Origin of the sequence: Pseudoduganella buxea (assembly GCF_009720835.1) — a bacterium.
Lineage (GTDB): Bacteria > Pseudomonadota > Gammaproteobacteria > Burkholderiales > Burkholderiaceae_D > Rugamonas > Rugamonas buxea.
Map to the genome: position 1 here is coordinate 1 of NZ_WNKZ01000008.1, position 19829 is coordinate 19829.

Here is a 19829-nt window from a genome sequence, read left to right on the forward strand (position 1 = left end):
GGCCGCGCCGCCCGCCGCCGTGCCGGTGGCGCCGCAGTTCGTCTGGAGCGGGCCGAACCAGGTCAAGCCGGGCGACGAATTCACCTTGTCGCTGCGGGCCATCGCGCCGCTTCCGGCCGGCGCGCTGGGGCTGGACGTGGCCGGACTGGAACTGCTCGATGCGCGCGGCGGCAGCGACGCCGGTCCGAACACCGTCACGTTCGAGCAGGGCACCCGCACGGCCGGCGTCAACCTGACGGCGCCCGTCAATGGCCAGTTGCTGTCGCTGACGCTACGCGCGCCCGCCGCCGCCGCCGGCCAGGCCTCGGTACGGCTGGCCGGTCCGGCCGCGCCGGCCTCGCCCTACCTCATCACGGTGCAGCCATGAAAGGGCGGCGTGCCCCGGCCGGCGGCTTTACCATCATCGAGCTGCTGGTGACGGTCACCCTGGTCGGCATCCTGGGCGCCATCGCCGTCCCGGCCGGCGAACTGCTGGTACAGCGCGAGCGCGAACAGGCACTGAAGGAAACCCTGCGCGACCTGCGCGCCGCCATCGACGCCTTCAAGCGTGCCAGCGCCGAAGGCCGCATCGCCAGGGCGGTGGGCGAATCCGGCTATCCGCGCTCCCTGGCCGAATTGACCGGCGTCCCCGACCAGAAGGACCCGAACGGCGGCGAGCTGCGCTTCCTGCGCCGGGTGCCGCGCAATCCCGTCTACCAGGGGCCGGACACGGCGCCGGAAAAAACCTGGGGCCTGCGCAGCTACGCATCCACCCACGAGCAGCCCAGGCCGGGGCGCGACGTGTTCGATATCTATCCGCTCGGTGACGGAAAGGGCATCAATGGCATTCCCTACAAGGCCTGGTAGGCCGCCCGGCTTCACGATCCTGGAACTGCTGGTGGTGCTGGCCATCATCGGCACCTTGCTGTCGCTGGCCGCGCCGCGCTATTTTCGCAGCATCGAGAAATCGCGCCACGCGGTACTGCGGGAAAACCTGGCCACACTGCGCGGTACGCTCGACCGCTTCCACGCGGACCAGGGCAGCTACCCCGACTCGCTCGACGAGCTGGTGGCGCGGCGCTACCTGCGCCGGATACCGGACGACCCCGTGACGAACCGCAGCGACACCTGGATCGTCGTCGCGCCCGCCGGCCCGGCCAAGGGGCAGGTTGGCGACATCCGCAGCGGCGCGCCCGGCAGCGGCGACGACGGCGTGCCGTTCCGGGACTGGTGATGGGCGGCAGCGGGCAGCGGGGCTTCACCTATCTGGCCGTATTGTTCGTGCTAGCCATCGGCAGCGTCGCGCTGTCCGGCATGGCGACCCTGTGGTCGCTCGAGGAACAGCGCGAGCGCGAACGGGCCTTGCTGTTCGTCGGCGGCCAGTACCGCCAAGCCATCGCCAGTTATTACGCGCACACGCCCGGCGGCGCCGGCCAGTTTCCCCGTGCATTGCACGAGTTGCTGGAAGACCGCCGCACCACGCCGCCGCTGCGGCACCTGCGCGGGCCGTATGCCGATCCCGTTTCCGGCCAGGCCTGGGGGCTGGTGCGCACGCCGGACCAGGCCATCGCCGGGGTCTACAGCGTCGCGGCCGGCGCGCCGCTGCAACGGGCCAATTTCGACGAGGCCAACCATGCCTTCCACGGCAAGCGCCGTTATGCGGACTGGCAGTTCGTGCACGCGCCGCACCGCACGCGCGAACTGCCGGCCGTGTTCCTGCCGGTGCCGTAGCGGCAGTGCTACGAATTCTGGTAGCTGCGGGCGACCCTGTTCCATGGAATGATCGAACGGCGTTGCGCTTGTTCCACCCCGCATCGTCCACCCTATTTTTTCCAGGAGAAGCCCATGAGATCGCTCAAATCGGCCTGCAGGCCGCTGTTTCGCATGCTCGTTCCCGTCCTTGCCGCCTCGGCCGCCAGCATCGCGCTGGCCGGATCGGTGACCTACACCTACGACACGCTGGGCCGCCTGAGCAAGGCGACCTATTCGAACGGCGTGGTGATCACCTATGCCTATGATGCCGCAGGCAATCGCACGGTGGTGACGGTCACGGGCGCGCCGTCCTGATCGCCTGACTGGCCGGCGCGCACGACGACCTGCCACCCCCGGCCGCGGTGCCCGCGGCCCGGCATTGCCGCATTGCCCTTCCGGCAAAATCGGCACCCGCGCCGGTCCATTATCTTCTTATAACTAGTTAATCCAGGATTATTTTTAAGAGCCAGAGTGTTCGAGTCCCGCAACATCCGGCAGAATTTATCCCGTTAATTGCGCCGGCAACGGCCGGCCCTGCGTTTCCTGACGATAAAATAATTCCGTCAATCGCAGCGGATCGCTCATGGCATCCGGTGATGTGAAATTTCTTGAAACATTAACGAGATCGATATGAACAGTGCCCATCCCGCCGTGCCCCATACGAACGAAGACCTGCGCGCCATCGCCATTGCGCTGGACAAGGCCCAGGCTTTGATCGAATTCAACCTGGACGGCACCGTCCTGCATGCGAACGAGAATTTCCTGCGCACCCTGGGTTATGGCCTGGACGAAGTGGTGGGGCGGCACCATTCGATGTTCTGCGAGCCCGATTACGTGCGCTCGCAGGCCTACCAGGATTTCTGGGCCAAGCTGGGGCGGGGCGAGGAAGACCATGCCCAGTACCGGCGTTTCGCCAAGGGCGGCCGCGATGTGTGGATCGACGCTTCCTACAATCCCGTCTTCGATGCCGACGGACGCCTGTACAAGGTGGTCAAGTTCGCCATCGATATCACGGCATATAAAATCCGGGCCAACGAGCATGCCGGCCTCGTCAATGCGATGGAGAAATCCCAGGCCGTCGTCGAATTCGACATGGGCGGCCACGTCATCAGCGCCAATGAGAATTTCCTTGCCGTGATGGGCTACGAGCTGTCCGATATTCGCGGGGAACACCACAGGGTATTCTGCGAGGACGATTATGCGACCAGCCTAGAATACCGGAAATTCTGGCAAAAACTGAACCGCGGCGAATTCGATTGCGGTCGTTACAAGCGTATTGGCAATAACGGCAAGATTGTATGGATCCAGGCTTCGTATAATCCCATCCTGGATTTGACGGGCAAGCCGTACAAGGTCGTGAAATTCGCCACCGACGTCACCGAGCAGGTATTGCTGGAGGCGCTGGTGGAGCAGAAGGCGACGGCCGAGCGCCTGAAGGTGGCAACCTTGCTGCAACAGGTGGAAAGGGCTGCGCGTGGCGACCTCACCGTCAATATCGACACGGGCGGCGACCAGCCCATCGACCAGCTGGCCAGCGGCATCGCCAAGATGATCGGCGACCTGCGCGGCGTGATCGCCCAGGTGGTGTCCGAGGCCGGCAAGCTGTCGAGCTCGGCCGGCGCCATCGCCGAACGCTCCAGCGTGCTGGCCGGCGGCTCCCAGGCGCTGGGTGCCACGGTGGAGCAGATGAACGCCTCCGTCGACGGCTTGACCGAATCGATCACGACCATTGCCCGCGAGGCGCAGCAGGCCAGCGACCTGGCCCAGGCCACCCAGGCCGAGGCGGAAGTGGGCGTAAAGGCGGTGGCGCGTTCGATCGACTCGATGGCACAGATCAACCAGTCGTCCGAGGACATCGGCGAAATCGTCAAGGTCATCGGCGAAATCGCCAGCCAGACCAATATGCTGGCTTTCAATGCGGCCATCGAGGCGGCGCGGGCGGGCGAACACGGGTTGGGCTTCTCCGTCGTGGCCGACGAAGTGCGCAAGCTGGCCGAACGCTCTTCCCAGGCCACCAAGGAAATCTCCAAGCTGATCGCCGAGTCGGTCAAGCGGGTGGCGGCGGGCAGCGAAATCTCGCGTGAAGCGAGCGACGCCTTCGGCCGCATTTCCGCCGGCGTGGGCCGCACCTCGCTGGCGATCTCGAATATCTCGAATTCCGTCAACGAGCAGTCGCTGACGGCGCGCGAAGTGAGCGTGGCCATTGCCCATATTGCCGAGGAAACGGAGAAATCGTCCGGCTCCTGCGACACGATCGCCCAGTCGACGGAGTCGCTGAACCGTACCGCGGCCGAGCTGGAACAGACCGTCTCCGGCTTCGCCGTCTGAGCAGGCCGGCATGAACACCGTGGAATCCGGCGTGGCCGCCGCCATCGCAGTCGACAGGACAAGTGACGGCACCGTGGCCGGCACCATCGCCCCCGCCGTGGGGCCGGAACTGTTCGGCACCTTCCTGCTGGCAGGCGACGAGTTCGCCCTGCCGGCGGCCGCCATCCGCGAGGTGGTCAACTATCCGGACACCGTTACCGTCATCCCCCTGTCGCCGGCGTGCCTGGAAGGCTTCTTCACCTTGCGCGGCATGGCCATTCCCATCCTGAACCTGGCGCGCATCGTCGATCCGGCAGCGGGCCCGGCCCGGCCCGCGCAGAAGATCGCCATCCTCGACCATGACGACGTGCTGGTCGGCCTGGTGTTCGATGCCACCGGCGAAGTGCTGCGGGTGCGTCCCGAACAGCGCAGCGTCGTGGCCTGCCGCAACGGCCAGGACACGCCGCTCGTGTGCGGCACGATCCTGCTGCCGCAGCACGCGCGGCTGTTGCAGATCCTGAACGTGGCGGCCCTGGCCAGCGTGGAGAACGTGCCCTATGTGCGCTCGATGGTGGCGCTAACGCGGGCGGCCGAGCGGGAGCGACTGCTGCGCCGCGCCAACGCCCTGAAATGCCTGTGCTTCTCGGCTGGCGGCACGGCCTTTGCGCTGCCGATGGATGGCGTGCAGGAGATCATCGCCATCCCGGAACTGCGCGACTCCGTCATGCTGGGCGAGCTGTGCAAGGGTTGGTTCCAGCACCGGGGCCAGGCGGTGGGCGTGGTGGAGTTCGGCGCGCTGATGGGCTGCGCGGCCGGCTCCGCCGGCGGCGGCACGGGGCGCGTGCTGATCGTGCGGATCGGCACTGAGCTGCTGGGCTTGCTCGTCGATTCCGTCGACACCATCCTCAGCTACTACGAGGCCGATGTGCTGCCGATTCCCATGCTGGGCTCGCAGCGGGGTGCCATGTACCGTGGCTGCCTGGCGCGCCCGGCGGGGCCGGCCGTGCTGTTCCTCGATCCTGCCGCCATCTTCACGGGGGCCGAGCTGGCCGAGCTGTGCGCTGGGCATCGCCGTCTGTACCAGGCCGAAGCGGCCGAGGCGGCGCGCGATACGAGGGCGACGCAGCGGCAGGTGTGGCTGGCCTTCACGCTCGATTGCGACTGGGTCGTCGATATCGGCCAGGTGCTGGAAATCGTGCCTGTGGGCGATACACTGGCCCGTCCGCCCGGTGCCCATTCCTCCGTACACGGCTTGATGAACCTGCGCAAGCGAATCGTCACCGTCATCGACCCGCGCCGGCTGTATGGCATGCCGGCCTCGCCGGAAGACGGCGAGATGGCGGGCGAACGGCGCATCCTCGTGCTCGAGCGCAATGGCGAGCGCTACGGGCTGATGGTCGACCGGGTCGACAGCATCCTGACCTTGTGCGCCGCCGCGCGGCGGCCTTCGCCACGCCTGCTGCGCGTGAACGGCAATCCTTGCGACCTGCGTGCCGACGTCTCGGAAGTGGTGGAGACCGACGGCCCGGACGACGCTCGCAGCGTGCGCAGCCTGTTCGATTGCAGCACCTTTTTCGCCAAGCTGGCACGGCAGGAAGGCGGCGCCGCCTGAGGACGCTTGCGGCGGAAAGCGTGCGCCGGGCGCGGCGGTTTACAATGTGGACCTTTTTATCCGAACCGCAGGTCCCCATGAAAAAACTTCTCGTAGCGCTGGTTGCCACTGCCGTCACCAGCATCGCGGCCGGCCACGCCGCCGCCGCCCCCGCGACTGCCGCCCAACTGAACAAAATGACGCAGCGTTACGCGCCGGTCGAGCTGGTCGTCAACGCGGGCGCGTTGTCCACCGGGGACCGCCGTGCCATCGCCAAGCTGATCGAAGCGGCCAAGGTCATCGACATGCTGCAGCTGCGCCAGCGCTGGTCCGGCAACGAGACGCTGCTGGGCCTGCTTCAGAACGACAACTCTCCGCTGGGCCAGGCCCGGGCCGACTATTTCTGGCTCAACAAGGGTCCGTGGTCCATCCTGGACGGAAACAAGTCCTTCCTGCCGGCGCAGATCGGCAAGCTGAAGATTCCGGCCAAGAAGCCGGAAGGGGCGAACTTCTATCCGGAAACGGCCAAGAAGGCGGCGCTGGAAAAATGGATGAACGGCCTGCCGGCCGCCGACAAGCAGCAGGCCCAGTGGTTCTTCACGACGATCCGCCAGGACAAGGACGGCAAGTTCCAGGTCGTCAAGTATTCGGACGAGTACAAGGCCGAGCTGACCCAGCTGTCCATCCTGCTGAAGGAAGCCGCCGCCTTCACGGACAACGCGTCGCTGAAGAAATTCCTCGAACTGCGCGCCGATGCCTTCCTCAGCAACGATTACCTGGCCTCGGACCTGGCCTGGATGGACCTCGATTCGCCGGTGGACGTGACGATCGGCCCCTACGAGACGTATAACGATGAACTGTTCGGCTACAAGGCGGCGTTCGAGGCCTATGTCAGCCTGCGCGACCAGAAGGAAACGGAAAAGCTGAACTTCTTCGCCAAGCACATGCAGGAGCTGGAAGACAACCTGCCGCTGGACAAGCAGTACCGCAACCCGAAAGTGGGCGCGGTGGCACCGATGGTGGTGGTGAACCAGGTCTTCGGCGCCGGTGACGGCAATATGGGCGTGCAGACGGCCGCCTACAATCTGCCGAACGACGAGCGCATCATCAGCCAGCGCGGCTCCAAGCGCGTGATGCTGAAGAACGTGCAGGAAGCCAAGTTCAAGGCCACCTTGACGCCGATCGCGCAACTGGTGCTGCGCCCGCAGGACCGTGCCGACGTCGACTTCGACGCCTTCTTCACCCACATCCTGGCCCATGAGATCACACACGGCCTGGGCCCGCACAAGACCAGCCGCAACGGCGTCGAATCGACGCCGCGCCAGGACCTGAAGGATGCCTACGCCACCATCGAGGAAGCGAAAGCGGACGTCACCGGCCTGTTCGTGCTGATGTACATGATGGAGCAGGGCTACCTGAAGGATACGCTGGGGCAGGGCGAGGCGGCCGAGCGCAAGCTGCACACGACCTTCCTGGCATCGGCCTTCCGCACCCTGCACTTCGGCCTGACGGACTCGCACGCGCGCGGCATGGCCATCCAGGTCAACTACCTGCTCGACAAGGGCGCCTTCGTCGCCCATCGCGACGGCACCTTCTCCGTCAACTTCGCCAAGATCAAGCAGGCCGTGATGGACCTGGACCGCGAGTTCCTCACCATCGAGGCCACGGGCGACTATGCCCGCGCCAAGGCCATGATGACGAAGTACGTCGTCATCCGTCCGGAAGTGCAGAAGGCGCTGAACAAGATGAAGGCGGTGCCGAACGATATCCGTCCGTCGTTCCCGACGGCGGACGCACTGCTGGCCCGCTAAAACGGGAAAACAACGAAAACAGGGGATGAAGGCGCGCAATCTTTGGCGCAAAGCAATACTTCATCCACTTTCGTTGATGCTCTACGGAAATCGTCGTAGTGCCGTGCTACTGTGACCTCCTTGCCGTACTACAACGGTTTCAGGAGCACATATGGGCATTCGCAGCGTATTCACCGGCAGCATCCGCAGCCGCCTTTTCGCCGGCTTCGGCCTGGTTTTCCTGCTATTGATCGTCGTCACGGGGCTCGGCATGGTCCGGGTCGGCCAGATCGACGCCATCCTCAATAACATCTCGGACGTGACGCAGGTCAAGCAGCGTCACGCCATCAATTTCCGCGGCAGCGTGCACGACCGCGCCATTGCCCTGCGGGACGTCGTGCTGTCGCAGGACATCAAGCCCCATACCGACACCATCGCCACCTTGGCGGCGAACTACGCCCGTGCCGCCGGGCCGCTCGACCAGCTGCTGGCGGGCCGGTCCGACACCTTGCCGGCCGAGCGCGAGGCGCTGGCCGGCATCAAGGCCGCCGAGGCCACCACGCAGGGTCTGGTCGATCAGGTCATCGCGCTGCGCCAGGCCGGCAAGGTGCCCGAAGCCACGGCGCTGCTGCAGCAGCAGGCGGCGCCGGCCTTCGTGGCCTGGCTGGCCGCCATCAACCGGCTGATCGACCTGGAAGAAAAATCGGCCACCGAGGAAGCCGCCGCGGCCCGCGCCGTGGCCCACAACTTCACCTTCTTCATGATTTTGCTGGGCGTCAGTGCCATCGCCATCGGCACGGCCGCTGCGTGGGGCATCGGCCGCAGCCTGCTCACGCAGCTGGGCGGCGAGCCGGCCTATGCGTCGTCCATCGTCGCCTCGATCGCGGCCGGCAACCTGGCCGTGCAGATCGACACGCGCCCGGGCGACGACGCCAGCCTGCTGTTTGCCATGCGCGGCATGCGTGACAGCCTCGTCAATATCGTCACGCAGGTACGCCAGGGCACGGAGACCATCGCCACGGCCTCGCGCGAGATCGCCGCCGGCAACCACGACCTGTCCAGCCGCACGGCCACGCAGGCCGGCAATATCGAGCAGACCGCGTCGTCGATGGAGCAGTTGACGGGCACCGTCAAGCAGAACTCGGATCACGCCCGCCAGGCCAACCAACTGGCGCTGTCCGCGTCCGAAGTGGCCACCAAGGGCGGCACCGTCGTGGCCGAGGTGGTCGACACGATGGCCTCGATCAACCAGTCGTCGAAGAAGATCGTCGACATCATCGGCGTCATCGACAGCATTGCCTTCCAGACCAATATCCTGGCCCTGAACGCCGCCGTGGAAGCGGCCCGTGCCGGCGAACAGGGCCGCGGCTTCGCCGTCGTGGCGACGGAAGTGCGCAACCTGGCCCAGCGCTCGGCAGCCGCCGCCCGCGAGATCAAGACGCTGATCGACGATTCCGTGGAACGGGTCGATGCAGGTGCCCGCCTGGTCGACCAGGCCGGCGCCACGATGGCCGAGATCGTCGACAGCGTGCGCCGCGTGACCGACATCATGGGCGAAATCTCCACCGCCAGCATCGAGCAGACGGCCGGCATCGAACAGGTCAACTCGGCCATCGCCGAGATGGACCAGGTGGTGCAGCAGAACGCGGCGCTGGTCGAGCAGGCTGCCGCCGCCGCCTCGTCGCTGCAGGACGAGGCCGGCACCCTGGCCGGCGTAGTGGCCGTGTTCAAGCTGGCAGAGCAGGCCCCCGCGCCCATGTTGCGCTTGCGCGACGCGCGCCCGAAGACCAGGACGGCCCCGCGCAAGACACGCACCAGTGCCGTTGCCACGCCGCCGGTACCGCCCGCGTCCCCCGCGCCGGTCCGCCAGGCGGCCCGCCAGACCGTCAACGCCCGTGTGGCGCCGGATGAGTCCTGGGAAGAGTTCTGAATCCTCCACCGCTTTACCCCCGCAGCCCTTGAAGGCCGGTCGCCCGCGACTGGTGCCCGGCCTTATTTTTTCCGAAAAATGGAAATTTCTTCAAGGGAATATTTTGTAACAGCCGGCCTGACGGTGTAATAAATTGCCGCACGGCATGTATAGTGAATTCTCGTACCCGGAGTTCGCCATGTTGAAAATCCTGCCGTCCTTGCTGCTTGCCGCCGCCACTGCCGCCGCGCTGCCTGTCTCCGCCGCCCAGCTGACGCCCGTCGAAACCCGCTGGCTCAATGCTGCAGCACCCGTGCTGGCATATGCCAAGTCCGTGGACCTGCCGATCGACATCATCGTCCAGCCCCAGGCGGGACCGAACGACGTGCCGCTGGCCATGGGCATGGCCGACGGGCGCTGCAAGCTGGTGCTGTCGATGCGGGGCAACCCGCAGGCCGAAACCATTCTCGACGGCGTGCCGGACGTCCAGCGCGACGTGCTGATCGAAGCGATGGCGGCCCATGAAGTGGGCCACTGCTGGCGCATCGTGCAGGGCAGCTGGCACGCGCTGCCGGCCGGATTCACGGAAATGGGCACGGAACAGGCCGACGATCCGGCCCTGCTGGAACTGTCGAAGCAGCAGCGCGAAACCCGCCGCGAGGAGGGCTACTCCGACCTGGTGGCGCTGGCATGGATCCAGCGCAGCCACCCGGCCGAGTATGGCCGCGTGCATGCCTGGCTGCAAAAGGTGCGCGACGCCCAACCGCATACGCATACGTCGCACGACACGCGCACGTGGCTGAGACTGGCCGGGCAGGGCGCCGTCTTCGCCGGTGCCGGCACGCCATTCGAGCAGGTGGCGCCCGTGTGGAGCGCCGGCCTGCTGCACGGCGAGTGACGACAAAACAACAAGCATTCGCCAGTCCCCAAATGTGTACGGCGGCGCACAGAACGAACTGTCTCGACAGGGTCTAATGTGTTTGCCAACCATCCTAAGGGGACTAACATGAAAAAAATCGTACTGTTCACCCTGGCTACCGCAGCCAGCGCAAGCATTGCCTTCGCCCAGAACATGGATACCGCCGGCTACAAGCAGGCGCACAACAAGGCCGAAGCCGACTACAAGACCGCCAAGAACCAGTGCAAGTCCCTGAAGGACAATGCACAGGACGTCTGCGAGGAAGAAGCCAAGGTGGCGCGTGCCCGTGCCGAGCGCGAAGCCATTGCCCAGTACAAGAACACGCCGCGCGACCTCGACAAGGCCAACCGCAAGCTGGCCGATGCCGAGTACGAACTGGCCAAGGAAAAATGCGACGACCTGAGCGGCGACGCCAAGGATTCCTGCCAGAACCAGGCCCGCAGCACCAAGGCCAGCACCCTGGCCTCGCTGGGCACCGCCGGCACGGCCGGTGATGGCCGCACCGCCGTGCTGGTACCGAACGCCGACCGCGGCACCGTAGCGGCCAATGCCGCCGACGCGCGCGACCGTACCGCTGCCGCCGCGGACCGCATGGGCGACAAGACTGCCGCCGCTGCCGACCGCCTGGGCGACAAGACGGCGGCCGCCGCCCAGACCGCCAAGGAAAAGACGTCGGACATGGCCCAATCGGCCCGTGAGAAAACCTCGGATGTCGCCGCCTCGGCTGCCATGTCCGATACGATGATCACCGCCAAGGTCAAGGCCGACATGGCCGCCGACAGGACCGTGAAAGCCATGGACGTGCACGTCGAAACCCAGAAGGGTGTCGTCATGCTGAGCGGTTTCGTGCCGTCGAAAGCCGAAGCGGACCGCGCGGTCGAACTGGCCCGTGGCGTCAAGGGCGTGGCCGACGTGAAATCGTCGATCCAGGTCAAGAAATAATCGCACTGCATCGTAGTGAGAGACCCGCCTCGGCGGGTCTTTTTTTTGCCGTCGCCTGGGCGGGCTGGCGTTTGCGGCCCAACTTCATGCGTCAGAACGCTTTATTCCCGCCTCGGGGAATGCCGCAGCACGTTTCGAGCGGCTCAACACCAGGTGGAGCGCCACGGCAATCAGTGTACCGCCGGCAAGATGGGCCAGGGTTACCTGTTCGCCAAGGAACAGCTTGCCCCACAACACGCCGAATGGCGGGATCAGGAACGTTACCGTCAGTGAACGAAGGGGACCGATATCCGCGATCAGCCGGAAATACAGGATATATCCCCAGGCGGTACAGATCAGGCCCAGTGCGGCCAGTGCCAGCCATACATTCAGGTCTCCCCACGCCTGGGACGACATTGCCGCCGACCCCGCAAGGCAGGGTGCCAGGAACATGGTCGCGCCGATCTGGCTGCCGAAGGCCACCAGCTTTGCATCCAGCCCACCGCGCTCCGTGATCCAGCGCTTCGTCAGGAAGCCGGCGGCGCCGTAGCAGGATGTGGCGACCAGGCATGCCAGGGCGCCAAGGACCACGGACAAGTTGAACGCCACGGGACCGGTCGCCGTCAGCAGGACGACGCCGCCGATGCCTATTGCCACGCCGAGCGCCTTCTTGACGGTGATTTGCTCTTGAAAGAACAAGCATCCGATCAGCACGCCCATCAACGGCGTCGTGGCATTGAATATGGCAGAGTACCCGGCCGGCAGCAGCTTTGCCGCGAGGCCATACATCAGGAACGGCACGCCTGAATTGATCACCCCCAGCAGCAGCGTGGACGAAAATTTCCCGTTAAAATCACGACGGGTTTTCAGGACGGCGAGGATCAGGGCCAGGCCAATGGTACCCAACAATACCCTGAAAAAAGCGGTCGAAATCGCTCCCAGGGCTGGCGCAGCTATTTTCATGAACAGGAAGCTCGCTCCCCAGATGGCGCCCAGCAGCAGCAGCCGAAAGTAATCCGAATTGTTCATCATGTCATTTCTCACGAAGGGTGAACCTGGCAGTATCGTTTCCGATCCACCGCGGCGAAGAACCTGTTTTGCTGGCGTTATTTCATCATCCAATACAGCCCCGTTCAAGCGACTATTCCTGTGAAAAAACCAGTTTTTCTAAACCCGCCATGAAAATGCCGCCGCTGCATGCCGTGTTGTGTTTTGCGGTCGTGGGTCGCCATATGAGCATCAAGCTTGCCGCGGAAGAATTGAATGTCACGGCGGGCGCGGTGAGTCAGCAGGTCGCCAAGCTGGAGGAGATCCTTGGCTTGTCACTGTTTGCCAGGACTTCGCGGGGAATGGAATTGACGGAGGCCGGAAAGACCTATCTGCGTGCCGTCAGTCCCGCCCTGCGGCACATCGAGCAAGCAACGCAACGCATCACGCAGCAGCAGCAAGCGCAGATCGTTACCGTCAGTTGTACGCCCGGTTTTGCCATGCAATGGCTACTGCCGCGCTTGCCCCAATTCCAGGCGGTCCATCCCGATATCGATGTGCGGATCAACACGACCAACAAATTGGTCGATTTACTCGTCGACGAGGTCGATTTCGCGGTGCGGCATGGGTTGGGAGCCTACGCGGGTTTCCAGGTGGAGCGATTGATCGACGATCGTCTGTATCCCGTGTGCAGTCCCGCACTGCTGCCCGCTTGCAGCGCTGTCCTGTCGCCGACCGATCCGGCTGCAGATATGGGGGCCATCACCTTGCTGCATGACGAACACCGGGACGACTGGCGCATCTGGCTGCGCGCGACGGGCATCGACCTCGACCCTGCCACGGGCCCGGTCTTTGTCGCGTCGAACGGCGCGATCGACGCTGCCGTGGCAGGACTGGGGGTGGCCCTGGCACGCAAGTCGCTGGTACAGGACGAACTGGCGAGCGGCAAGCTTGTCATCGCGTTTCCTGCCGCCGCCCAGGTGCCGATTGCCTACCATCTGGTGTATGACAGCACGGTCCTGCTGCACCAGCACTGCCAGCGCTTCCGGCAATGGCTACTGGCGCAAGCTGAACCCGGGGTGCTGTCGCCTTCCTGAACCTTCGATGCGCCCGAGGAGCGCTGGCACGCAGGTCAGTCGGCCTGCCGCTCAAGCCGTTCGGCGACCATCGCCGTGACGACGGCCTGCAGCACGTGCACGGCCCAGCGCTCGGCTGCCTTGCGCGGACCGGCCTGCACTTCGCCCTCCGTGATGCCGAGGACCGGCGCAATGCCGGCGATATTGACGGCGTACAGCGCGGTGCCGTACAGCGTGCCGAGCGCCACGGGGGACAGGTTCGGCGCCCACTCGCGCAGCGTCGGCAGGGCGGCGCCGAATGCGGCCGACGCGCCCAGGTGGTTGGCGAATTCGACGACGCTGGTGCCGGTGTCGCCGATGACGTCGCGCGACCCGGTCGTGCGGTCGATCCAGTCGACGGCGTCGCGGTCCAATGTCTTGGTCATCAAGCCGGTCTTGCGGCCCGCGACCATGACGGCGGTGGTGACGATGCCGGCGACCAATCCGCCCAGTACGGCTGCTTTGTGCTTTTGCATGAGGTTCCTAATCGAGAAGGTGAGTGGCGGACGCGCCCGGCTTGCAAGCGTCGTCCGGTTGCTTTCACGATACGCCGATGGCGGGACGGGATCGGTGCGATGCTGCACTCATGCGTGGGCGCGACGTGCCGGTGGCATGAAGAGCAGGCGTGCAATGGCCTTGCACGATGCAAGCCAAGTCATCACGGCGTCAAATTCGGCTGGCAGCATGGCGCTTTCGTCTTTCTCCGGAGTCCGTGCATGTCCAAGAACCGCCCCGCGTCGTCCCTGGCCGCAAGCGTTGCCGCCACGATGGCCCTGGCACTGCTGTCCGCCTGCGGCAGCGACAACGACCGCAGCGAAGCAGCCCCGCCCGTGGTCGCGCCGCAGCCACCCGTGTCGGCCGCGCCGCCGGCCGTGGCCTTCATGACGGACGTGCACTTCGAGAATGTGTACGGCGACTTCAAGAGCGCCCAGTTTGCCGGCATCCCGATGAAGGACGGCAGGAACGCCACCATCCGCACGATGTATGCCCAGCTGACATCGACGCGCCTGTTCAACGAAAACTACTTTGCCTTCCGCGCCGCGCTGGACGACGCCCATGCCAAGGGCATCCGCCATGTGGCGCTGCCGGGCGACTTCTCCGACGACGCCCAGCCGATCAATATCGACGGCATCGTCGACATCCTGAAGGAATACCAGGCCAAGGGCATGCGCTTCTTCCTGGCGCCGGGCAACCATGATCCGAACGAGCCGTACGACGACATGGAAGCGGGCAAGAACGACTTCCTCACCAGGGAGGGCAAGGAGCAGAAGGTCTACGCCACCGGCAATGCCGCCTGCAAGGCCAAGGACACGACGGTGGTGTGCACGGACCAGCTGATGGAGCAGGGCTACGAGAAGCTGGTGGCCAAGCTGTCCGACTTCGGCTTCATGCCGAACCGCGCGGACGTGCTGTGGGAGACGCCGTTCTCGAAATACACGAGTGGCAAATACAGCTACGACGAAGCGGTGGCGCAGGGCGCGCTGGACAAGCGCCAGTTCGAGATCTGCGCGGAAGGCTCGGGCGGCAGCTACAAGGCGGCCGGTGAAACGAAGCTGGGCCGCTCGTACACGAAATGCACGGCCATGTTCGATTCTTCCTACCTGGTCGAACCCGTCAAGGGCCTGTGGCTGCTGGCCATCGACGGTAATGTGTTCGTCCCGAACGGTAATTTCGATCCGGCCAATCCGAAGAACATCAAGGGCTTCGACGGTGCCGGCAACGCCGGCTGGAACAAGGTCGTCACGCACAAGCAGCACCTGATGGAGTGGATCAAACAGGTTGCCGCCCGCGCCAAGGCCGAGAACAAGCAGCTGATGGCGTTCTCGCACTACCCGACGATGGACTTCTACGCCAACCAGACAGGCGCGATGAAGGCCGTGTTCAAGCCTGGCGCCTTCCAGACGGCACGCGTGCCCGATGCCGCCACCACGGCGGCGGTGGCGGCGACGGGCCTGCCGATGCACGTGGGCGGCCACATGCACTTCAACGGCACCAACGACGTCGTCGATGCCAACGGCAACTTCTTCGTCAACGTGCAGTCGCCCTCGCTGGCCGTGTACGGCGCCGCGTACAAGATCGTCAGCTACAAGGACCGGGACACGATCGACGTGCAGACGGTGGCCCTGAAGGACGTGGCCCGCTTCAGCGAGCTGTTCCCCCTGTACCAGGCCGAATACGACTACCTGCAGGGCAGCAGCGCCAGCGCAGACCTCGGCAAGCGATGGGACCGCGCCATCCTCGACACGCGTTCGTACGGCGAGTTCACGCACTACTACTTCGGCGAGCTGTCGCGCCTGCGCTTCATGGACGAATACTGGCCGTGCGAGATGAAGGAGGCGGCGATGAACCTGGACGGCCGGCAGATGCTGATCCTGTCGCAGCTGCAGACGAAGGTCACCCTGGCCCAGCTGAAGGACGCACCGGGCATCGTGCCGCTCACGGCAAGCTGCGCGGCCGCAGGCACGGTGGCCACGGGCGGCGTGCCTGCCAGCCAGCTGCAGGCCGACTGGCTGGAGGCCACGGCCAGGGCCGAAGCGCTGGCCGCCAAGGCGGGCCTGAAGCTGGACGACTTCGCCAGGATCACGCCCTACATCTTCTACGGCGACTTCCACCGCACCGTCTACGCCGGGGAACTGGCCCTGCGCGACATGGGCACCGACCGCGTCGCCCAGTACAAGGTGCTGATGGCCGCGTTCCCGGCCAATCCCGCCGCCGTCGCCAGGGCCGGCGACAAGCTGTCCGACCAGAATCCCGTCGGCGTACCGTTCCAGAACCAGTTCAAGCAGGTCTTCGGCATCCTCAAGGGTCTGGGCTCGGCCAAGCCCAGCGAGCACTTCACGATCGACCTGAAGGGCAAGAAGGTCAGCAACGCCAACAGCGCCGCGTTGAGCTTCAACTGAGGCCCAGCCGGTGGCAGACACCGAATCCGCCGATGGCTGCCAGCGGGCATGCGGCAACATTGCTCCTTGGCCGGGCTATACTGGCCGGCCAAGGAGGATGCAGATGATCGAACAAGTGGAACGGGTCGCGGCGTTTTGCGCCGGCGACGTGGGCGGCAATCCTGCCGGCGTGTACCTGGGCACGGCCATGCCGGACGAGGCGGACATGCGCCGCGTGGCCGCGCAGGTCGGTTATTCGGAAACGGTGTTCGCCGTGCCGGCGGGCGCGGGCGGGGGCTGGCGCGTGCGCTATTTCTCGCCCGAGTCGGAAGTGCCGTTCTGCGGCCATGCGACCATCGCGCTGGGCGCCGTGCTGGCATTGAAGCACGGCGACGGCAGCTATCGGCTCACCACGAACCATGCCGAAATTGCCGTGCGCGGCGCACGCCGGGGCGACACCATTGCCGCCACCTTGCAGTCGCCGCCGACGTCGAGCGGACCGGCGCCACAGGCGCTGGTCGACGAGGCGCTGGCGCTGTTCGGCTATACGGCGGCCGATCTCGATCCACGCCTGCCGCCGGCGCTGGCCAATGGCGGCGCCGGCCACCTGGTCATTGCCTTGAAGTCGCGCGAGCTTCTTGCGGCCATGCGCTACGACCTCGACGCCGGCCGCACGCTGATGCGGCGCGAGGGCTTCGCCACCATCGTCATCGTGCATGCGGAAGGCGCGCAGCGCTTCCATGCGCGTAACCCGTTTGCTTCCGGCGGCGTCTATGAGGACCCGGCCACCGGTGCCGGCGCGGCCGCACTGGCCGGCTACCTGCGCGACGGCGGCTGGCCGCATGGCGGCGCCATCGACATCGTCCAGGGCGAGGACATGGGCGTGCCCTGCCACCTGCATGTCGATATCGGCCCCGAGCCGGGCAGCCCGGTCCAGGTGTCGGGCAGCGCGCGGCTGATCGCCTGACCGCGCGCCGGCGCTATGCCTACGCGGCGCGGCGCTCCCACGGCATCGAGCGCGTGAACGACGTGCCGCACAGGGGCAGGGGCCTGCCCGTGTAAGGGAAGGCCGCCAGCTCGGGGCTGGCCTGTGTCACGACGGCCAGTTCCCGCGTCGTGGCGGTACCGTCGGCGAGCTGCGCGAATTCGTCCAGCCACTGCTGCAGTTCGGTGCGGAACCGGCCTTCCTCGTCTTCCATGATCTTCAGGTCGTAGGTATTGAGCAGGTAGTTGGCGAAGCTGTTCTTGCCGATGTATTCGCACCATTGCTGCACCAATCCGGCGCTGCCGGGGCCGAGGAAGGCCGTCACGGCGGGCGCGCTGCGCGCCAGGTTGGCCAGCGCCGCTTCGCGCGACGCCAGCAGCAGGGGAATGTCGTGGTACATGCGCACGTCGCCGGGCCGGAACAGCATCAGCCACAGCAGGGGAATGGCGTAGTTGCGCTCCGCCAGTTCGTGCAGTTTCACTTCCTCGTCTTCGAAAAAATCCTGGTCCAGGCCCAGCAAGATAGCGCGATTTGCCACTGTCGGTCTCCGTTTTGCAAGAATGCCAATGTTAGCAAGGGCAGTGCCTTGCAAGTCTCTCCGAATGTCACGGCCGGTGCCGTTCTCTCATTCCATGCGCCACCGGAGCGTCAACTCGGCTATGATCCCGCCCTGTTGATAATTCGTCATGCCGGCAGGCAGGGCGGGCGAAGGATGTGGATGACGGCAGTGGCAGGCATGGCCCCGGCAGCGGGGCAGGGAAGTCAGTTTGGCTTGATCAATTTACTGAAGGCAGGGGCGGCGCAACTGATCGTGCTGCACCACCTGGCGTTCTATGGACCGATGGCCGACCGGGCGCGGCCCCTGTGGCCCGAGCTGATCGACTGGCTGGGCGACAGCGCCCGCATCGCCGTGCAGGTCTTCCTCGTCATCGGCGGCTTCCTGGCCGCCAAGTCCTTGAGCCCGGCGGGCTGGCCCGGACTGGCGCGACCGCTGGCGGCAATCGGGCGGCGCTATGTGAAGCTGGCCCCGCCCTTCCTGGCCGCCACCCTGCTGGCCGCCGTGGCCACGCAGTGGGCGGCCGGCTGGATGACGCACGATTCCCTGTCGGCCCCGGCCACCATCAGCCAGCTGAGCGCGCACGCGCTGCTGCTGCACGGCGTGCTGGGCTACGAGTCGCTGTCGGCGGGAGCGTGGTACGTGGCCATCGACTTCCAGTTGTATGCCGTGATGGTGCTGCTGTTGTGGCTGGGCGGCACGCCGGCCGGCGCCCGCGCCCGGACCTGGCTGATGCCGGTGGCCGTGGCAGCGGGCATGGCGCTGTCGCTGCTGCACTTCAACCTCGACGCGGATTGGGACAACTGGGCACCGTACTTCTTCGGCAGCTATGGCATGGGCGTGCTGGCCTGGTGGGCCGGCGACCGCTGCCGTCATCCGGCCGCCGTGGCCGCGCTGCTGGCCCTGCTGCTGGTGCCCGCGCTGGCAGCGCTGGCCGTGGAATATCGCAGCCGCATCGCGCTGGCCGTGCTGGTGGCGCTCGTGCTGGTCCTGTTCGGCCGCACCCGCACGGCCGCCTCGGGGCCGGCCTGGTCCGTCGTCAATGGCCTTGGCAGGATCTCGTATGCCGTCTTCCTCGTGCACTTTTCCATCTGCCTGGTGGTGAACGCGGCCTTTACCCGCTTCGTGCCGGACGAACCGGCGGCCCAGGCCGTGGGCGTGCTGCTGGCGTGGGCCGCCAGCCTGGCCGGCGGTGCCGCCTTCCACCGCTGGATCGAGCTGCCGCTGGGCCGCTTCATCGGCGGCCTGGCCGGACAGTTCGTCGCGCGTCCGGCCCGGACCGAGCGTCTCGTCGTCGCCCGCTGACATGCTTGTCACGGCGAGAAGTTGCCATGTTACTATCGCCGCTTTTGACGATAGCGCACCCGCATGCCTGCCATCCTGCTGCTGAAACTGACCCTGGTGCCCCTGCTGATCTACGCCGTGACCCTGGCCGGCCGGCGCTGGGGGCCGGCCGTGGCGGGCTGGATGTCGGCCTTTCCCATCGTCGCCGGTCCCATCCTGCTGGCCTTGACCCTGGAGCAGGGCGCACCCTTCGCAGCCACGGCCGCCGAAGGTACCTTGATGGCGGTGCTGGCGATCCTCGTGTTCACCGTCGTGTATGCGTGGGCCGCCGCGCGGCTGGCGATGTGGGGTGCGATGGCGTGCGCGCTGGGCGCCTACGCCGTCGCCGTGGCGGGATTGCGGCTGCTGGAACTGCCGCTGGCCGTCAGTTTCGTCGCCGTCATCGGCGCGCTGCTGCTCACGCCCAGGCTGATGCCGCCCGCACAGGAGGCCGCGCCAGGCCGTGCCGCCGGTTCGGACCTCCCGTGGCGCATGCTGGCCGCGGCCCTGCTGGTGCTGGCGGTGACGTATGGCGCGACCCGGCTGGGCCCGCGCCTGGCAGGCTTCTTCGCCATGTTCCCCGTAATGAGCACGGTGCTGGTGGGTTTCTCGCACGTGCAGTCGGGCCCCGCGTTTGCCGTCAAGCTGTTGCGCGGGATGGTAACGGGATATTTCGCCTTTGCCGTGTTCTGCACCGTGCTGGCGACGGCACTGCGCACACAAGCGGCAGGCCCGGCGTTCGCCATGGCCTTCGGCTGCGCGCTCGCGGTGCAGCTGGTGACGCGCCGGCTGGCGCGCGCCCAATAGCCGCTTACT

19 protein-coding genes are annotated in these 19829 nt (G+C 66.0%); 16 read left to right on the top strand and 3 right to left on the bottom strand.

All coding sequences use genetic code 11. The features are described 5' to 3' along the window. The 11 genes from GM672_RS28235 to GM672_RS28885 form a co-directional block, all read left to right on the top strand. A partial coding sequence (locus tag GM672_RS28235) for a hypothetical protein (protein ID WP_170299934.1) occupies window positions 1-367 on the top strand: 367 nt, incomplete at its 5' end. Beyond that, window positions 364-846: a type II secretion system protein gene (locus GM672_RS04725; RefSeq protein ID WP_155469380.1), complete on the top strand. Its 483-nt coding sequence runs from the start codon at window positions 364-366 to the stop codon at window positions 844-846. The genes GM672_RS28235 and GM672_RS04725, both read left to right, overlap by 4 nt. Then, entirely contained in the window at window positions 821-1213 is a 393-nt protein-coding gene (locus GM672_RS04730; protein ID WP_155469381.1) for a type II secretion system protein, read from the top strand. Before GM672_RS04725 ends, GM672_RS04730 begins: the two co-directional genes overlap by 26 nt. Continuing rightward, the gene (locus GM672_RS04735) at window positions 1213-1710 is read left to right on the top strand and encodes a type II secretion system protein (RefSeq protein WP_155469382.1); all 498 of its coding nucleotides are present in this window, start codon (window positions 1213-1215) and stop codon (window positions 1708-1710) included. Before GM672_RS04730 ends, GM672_RS04735 begins: the two co-directional genes overlap by 1 nt. Window positions 1711-1824: 114 nt before the next feature. Then, complete coding sequence (locus GM672_RS04740; protein WP_211517330.1) at window positions 1825-2046, top strand: RHS repeat domain-containing protein; 222 nt, start codon at window positions 1825-1827, stop codon at window positions 2044-2046. 315 nt (window positions 2047-2361) lie between these two features. Continuing rightward, window positions 2362-4059, top strand: a complete 1698-nt coding sequence (locus GM672_RS04745; RefSeq protein ID WP_155469383.1) for a methyl-accepting chemotaxis protein — start codon at window positions 2362-2364, stop codon at window positions 4057-4059. A 10-nt stretch (window positions 4060-4069) separates the two neighbouring features. Beyond that, window positions 4070-5650 (top strand): chemotaxis protein CheW, encoded by a 1581-nt coding sequence (locus GM672_RS04750; protein WP_155469384.1) that lies wholly within the window; start codon window positions 4070-4072, stop codon window positions 5648-5650. Window positions 5651-5727: 77 nt separating this feature from the next. Continuing rightward, the gene (locus GM672_RS04755; RefSeq protein ID WP_155469385.1) at window positions 5728-7440 is read left to right on the top strand and encodes a DUF8614 domain-containing protein; all 1713 of its coding nucleotides are present in this window, start codon (window positions 5728-5730) and stop codon (window positions 7438-7440) included. A 151-nt stretch (window positions 7441-7591) separates the two neighbouring features. After that, window positions 7592-9349, top strand: coding sequence for a methyl-accepting chemotaxis protein (locus GM672_RS04760; protein ID WP_155469386.1), 1758 nt, complete (start codon window positions 7592-7594; stop codon window positions 9347-9349). A 178-nt stretch (window positions 9350-9527) separates the two neighbouring features. Further along, window positions 9528-10226 carry a hypothetical protein gene (locus GM672_RS04765; protein WP_155469387.1) on the top strand — a complete coding sequence of 233 codons (699 nt, stop codon included), beginning with the start codon at window positions 9528-9530 and terminating at the stop codon, window positions 10224-10226. Window positions 10227-10334: 108 nt separating this feature from the next. Next, on the top strand, window positions 10335-11189 hold the full coding sequence (locus tag GM672_RS28885; protein WP_211517331.1) for a BON domain-containing protein: 855 nt from the start codon (window positions 10335-10337) through the stop codon (window positions 11187-11189). An 84-nt stretch (window positions 11190-11273) separates the two neighbouring features. On the opposite strand, the gene GM672_RS04775 is transcribed toward GM672_RS28885, so the two are convergent. Then, on the bottom strand, window positions 11274-12197 hold the full coding sequence (locus tag GM672_RS04775; RefSeq protein WP_155469465.1) for a DMT family transporter: 924 nt from the start codon (window positions 12195-12197) through the stop codon (window positions 11274-11276). 20 nt (window positions 12198-12217) lie between these two features. On the opposite strand from GM672_RS04775, the gene gcvA reads away from it, so the two are divergent. Beyond that, window positions 12218-13252 (top strand): transcriptional regulator GcvA, encoded by a 1035-nt coding sequence (gene gcvA / locus GM672_RS04780; RefSeq protein WP_229427682.1) that lies wholly within the window; start codon window positions 12218-12220, stop codon window positions 13250-13252. Between the two features lie 35 nt (window positions 13253-13287). Here the strand turns inward: gcvA and GM672_RS04785 are convergent, their stop codons facing one another. After that, window positions 13288-13746: a hypothetical protein gene (locus GM672_RS04785; RefSeq protein ID WP_155469388.1), complete on the bottom strand. Its 459-nt coding sequence runs from the start codon at window positions 13744-13746 to the stop codon at window positions 13288-13290. Between the two features lie 240 nt (window positions 13747-13986). On the opposite strand from GM672_RS04785, the gene GM672_RS04790 reads away from it, so the two are divergent. Together GM672_RS04790 and GM672_RS04795 are read left to right on the top strand one after the other, a co-directional pair. Further along, on the top strand, window positions 13987-16170 hold the full coding sequence (locus tag GM672_RS04790; RefSeq protein ID WP_211517332.1) for a metallophosphoesterase family protein: 2184 nt from the start codon (window positions 13987-13989) through the stop codon (window positions 16168-16170). 97 nt (window positions 16171-16267) lie between these two features. Next, window positions 16268-17116, top strand: a complete 849-nt coding sequence (locus GM672_RS04795; RefSeq protein ID WP_155469389.1) for a PhzF family phenazine biosynthesis protein — start codon at window positions 16268-16270, stop codon at window positions 17114-17116. A gap of 19 nt (window positions 17117-17135) precedes the next feature. On the opposite strand, the gene GM672_RS04800 is transcribed toward GM672_RS04795, so the two are convergent. Continuing rightward, entirely contained in the window at window positions 17136-17672 is a 537-nt protein-coding gene (locus GM672_RS04800; protein WP_155469390.1) for a hypothetical protein, read from the bottom strand. Between the two features lie 174 nt (window positions 17673-17846). Between GM672_RS04800 and GM672_RS04805 the strand changes: the two genes are divergently transcribed. Beyond that, window positions 17847-18995: an acyltransferase family protein gene (locus GM672_RS04805; protein ID WP_371867028.1), complete on the top strand. Its 1149-nt coding sequence runs from the start codon at window positions 17847-17849 to the stop codon at window positions 18993-18995. Window positions 18996-19058: 63 nt separating this feature from the next. Further along, window positions 19059-19820 (top strand): hypothetical protein, encoded by a 762-nt coding sequence (locus tag GM672_RS04810; RefSeq protein WP_155469391.1) that lies wholly within the window; start codon window positions 19059-19061, stop codon window positions 19818-19820. Window positions 19821-19829 lie beyond the last annotated feature (9 nt).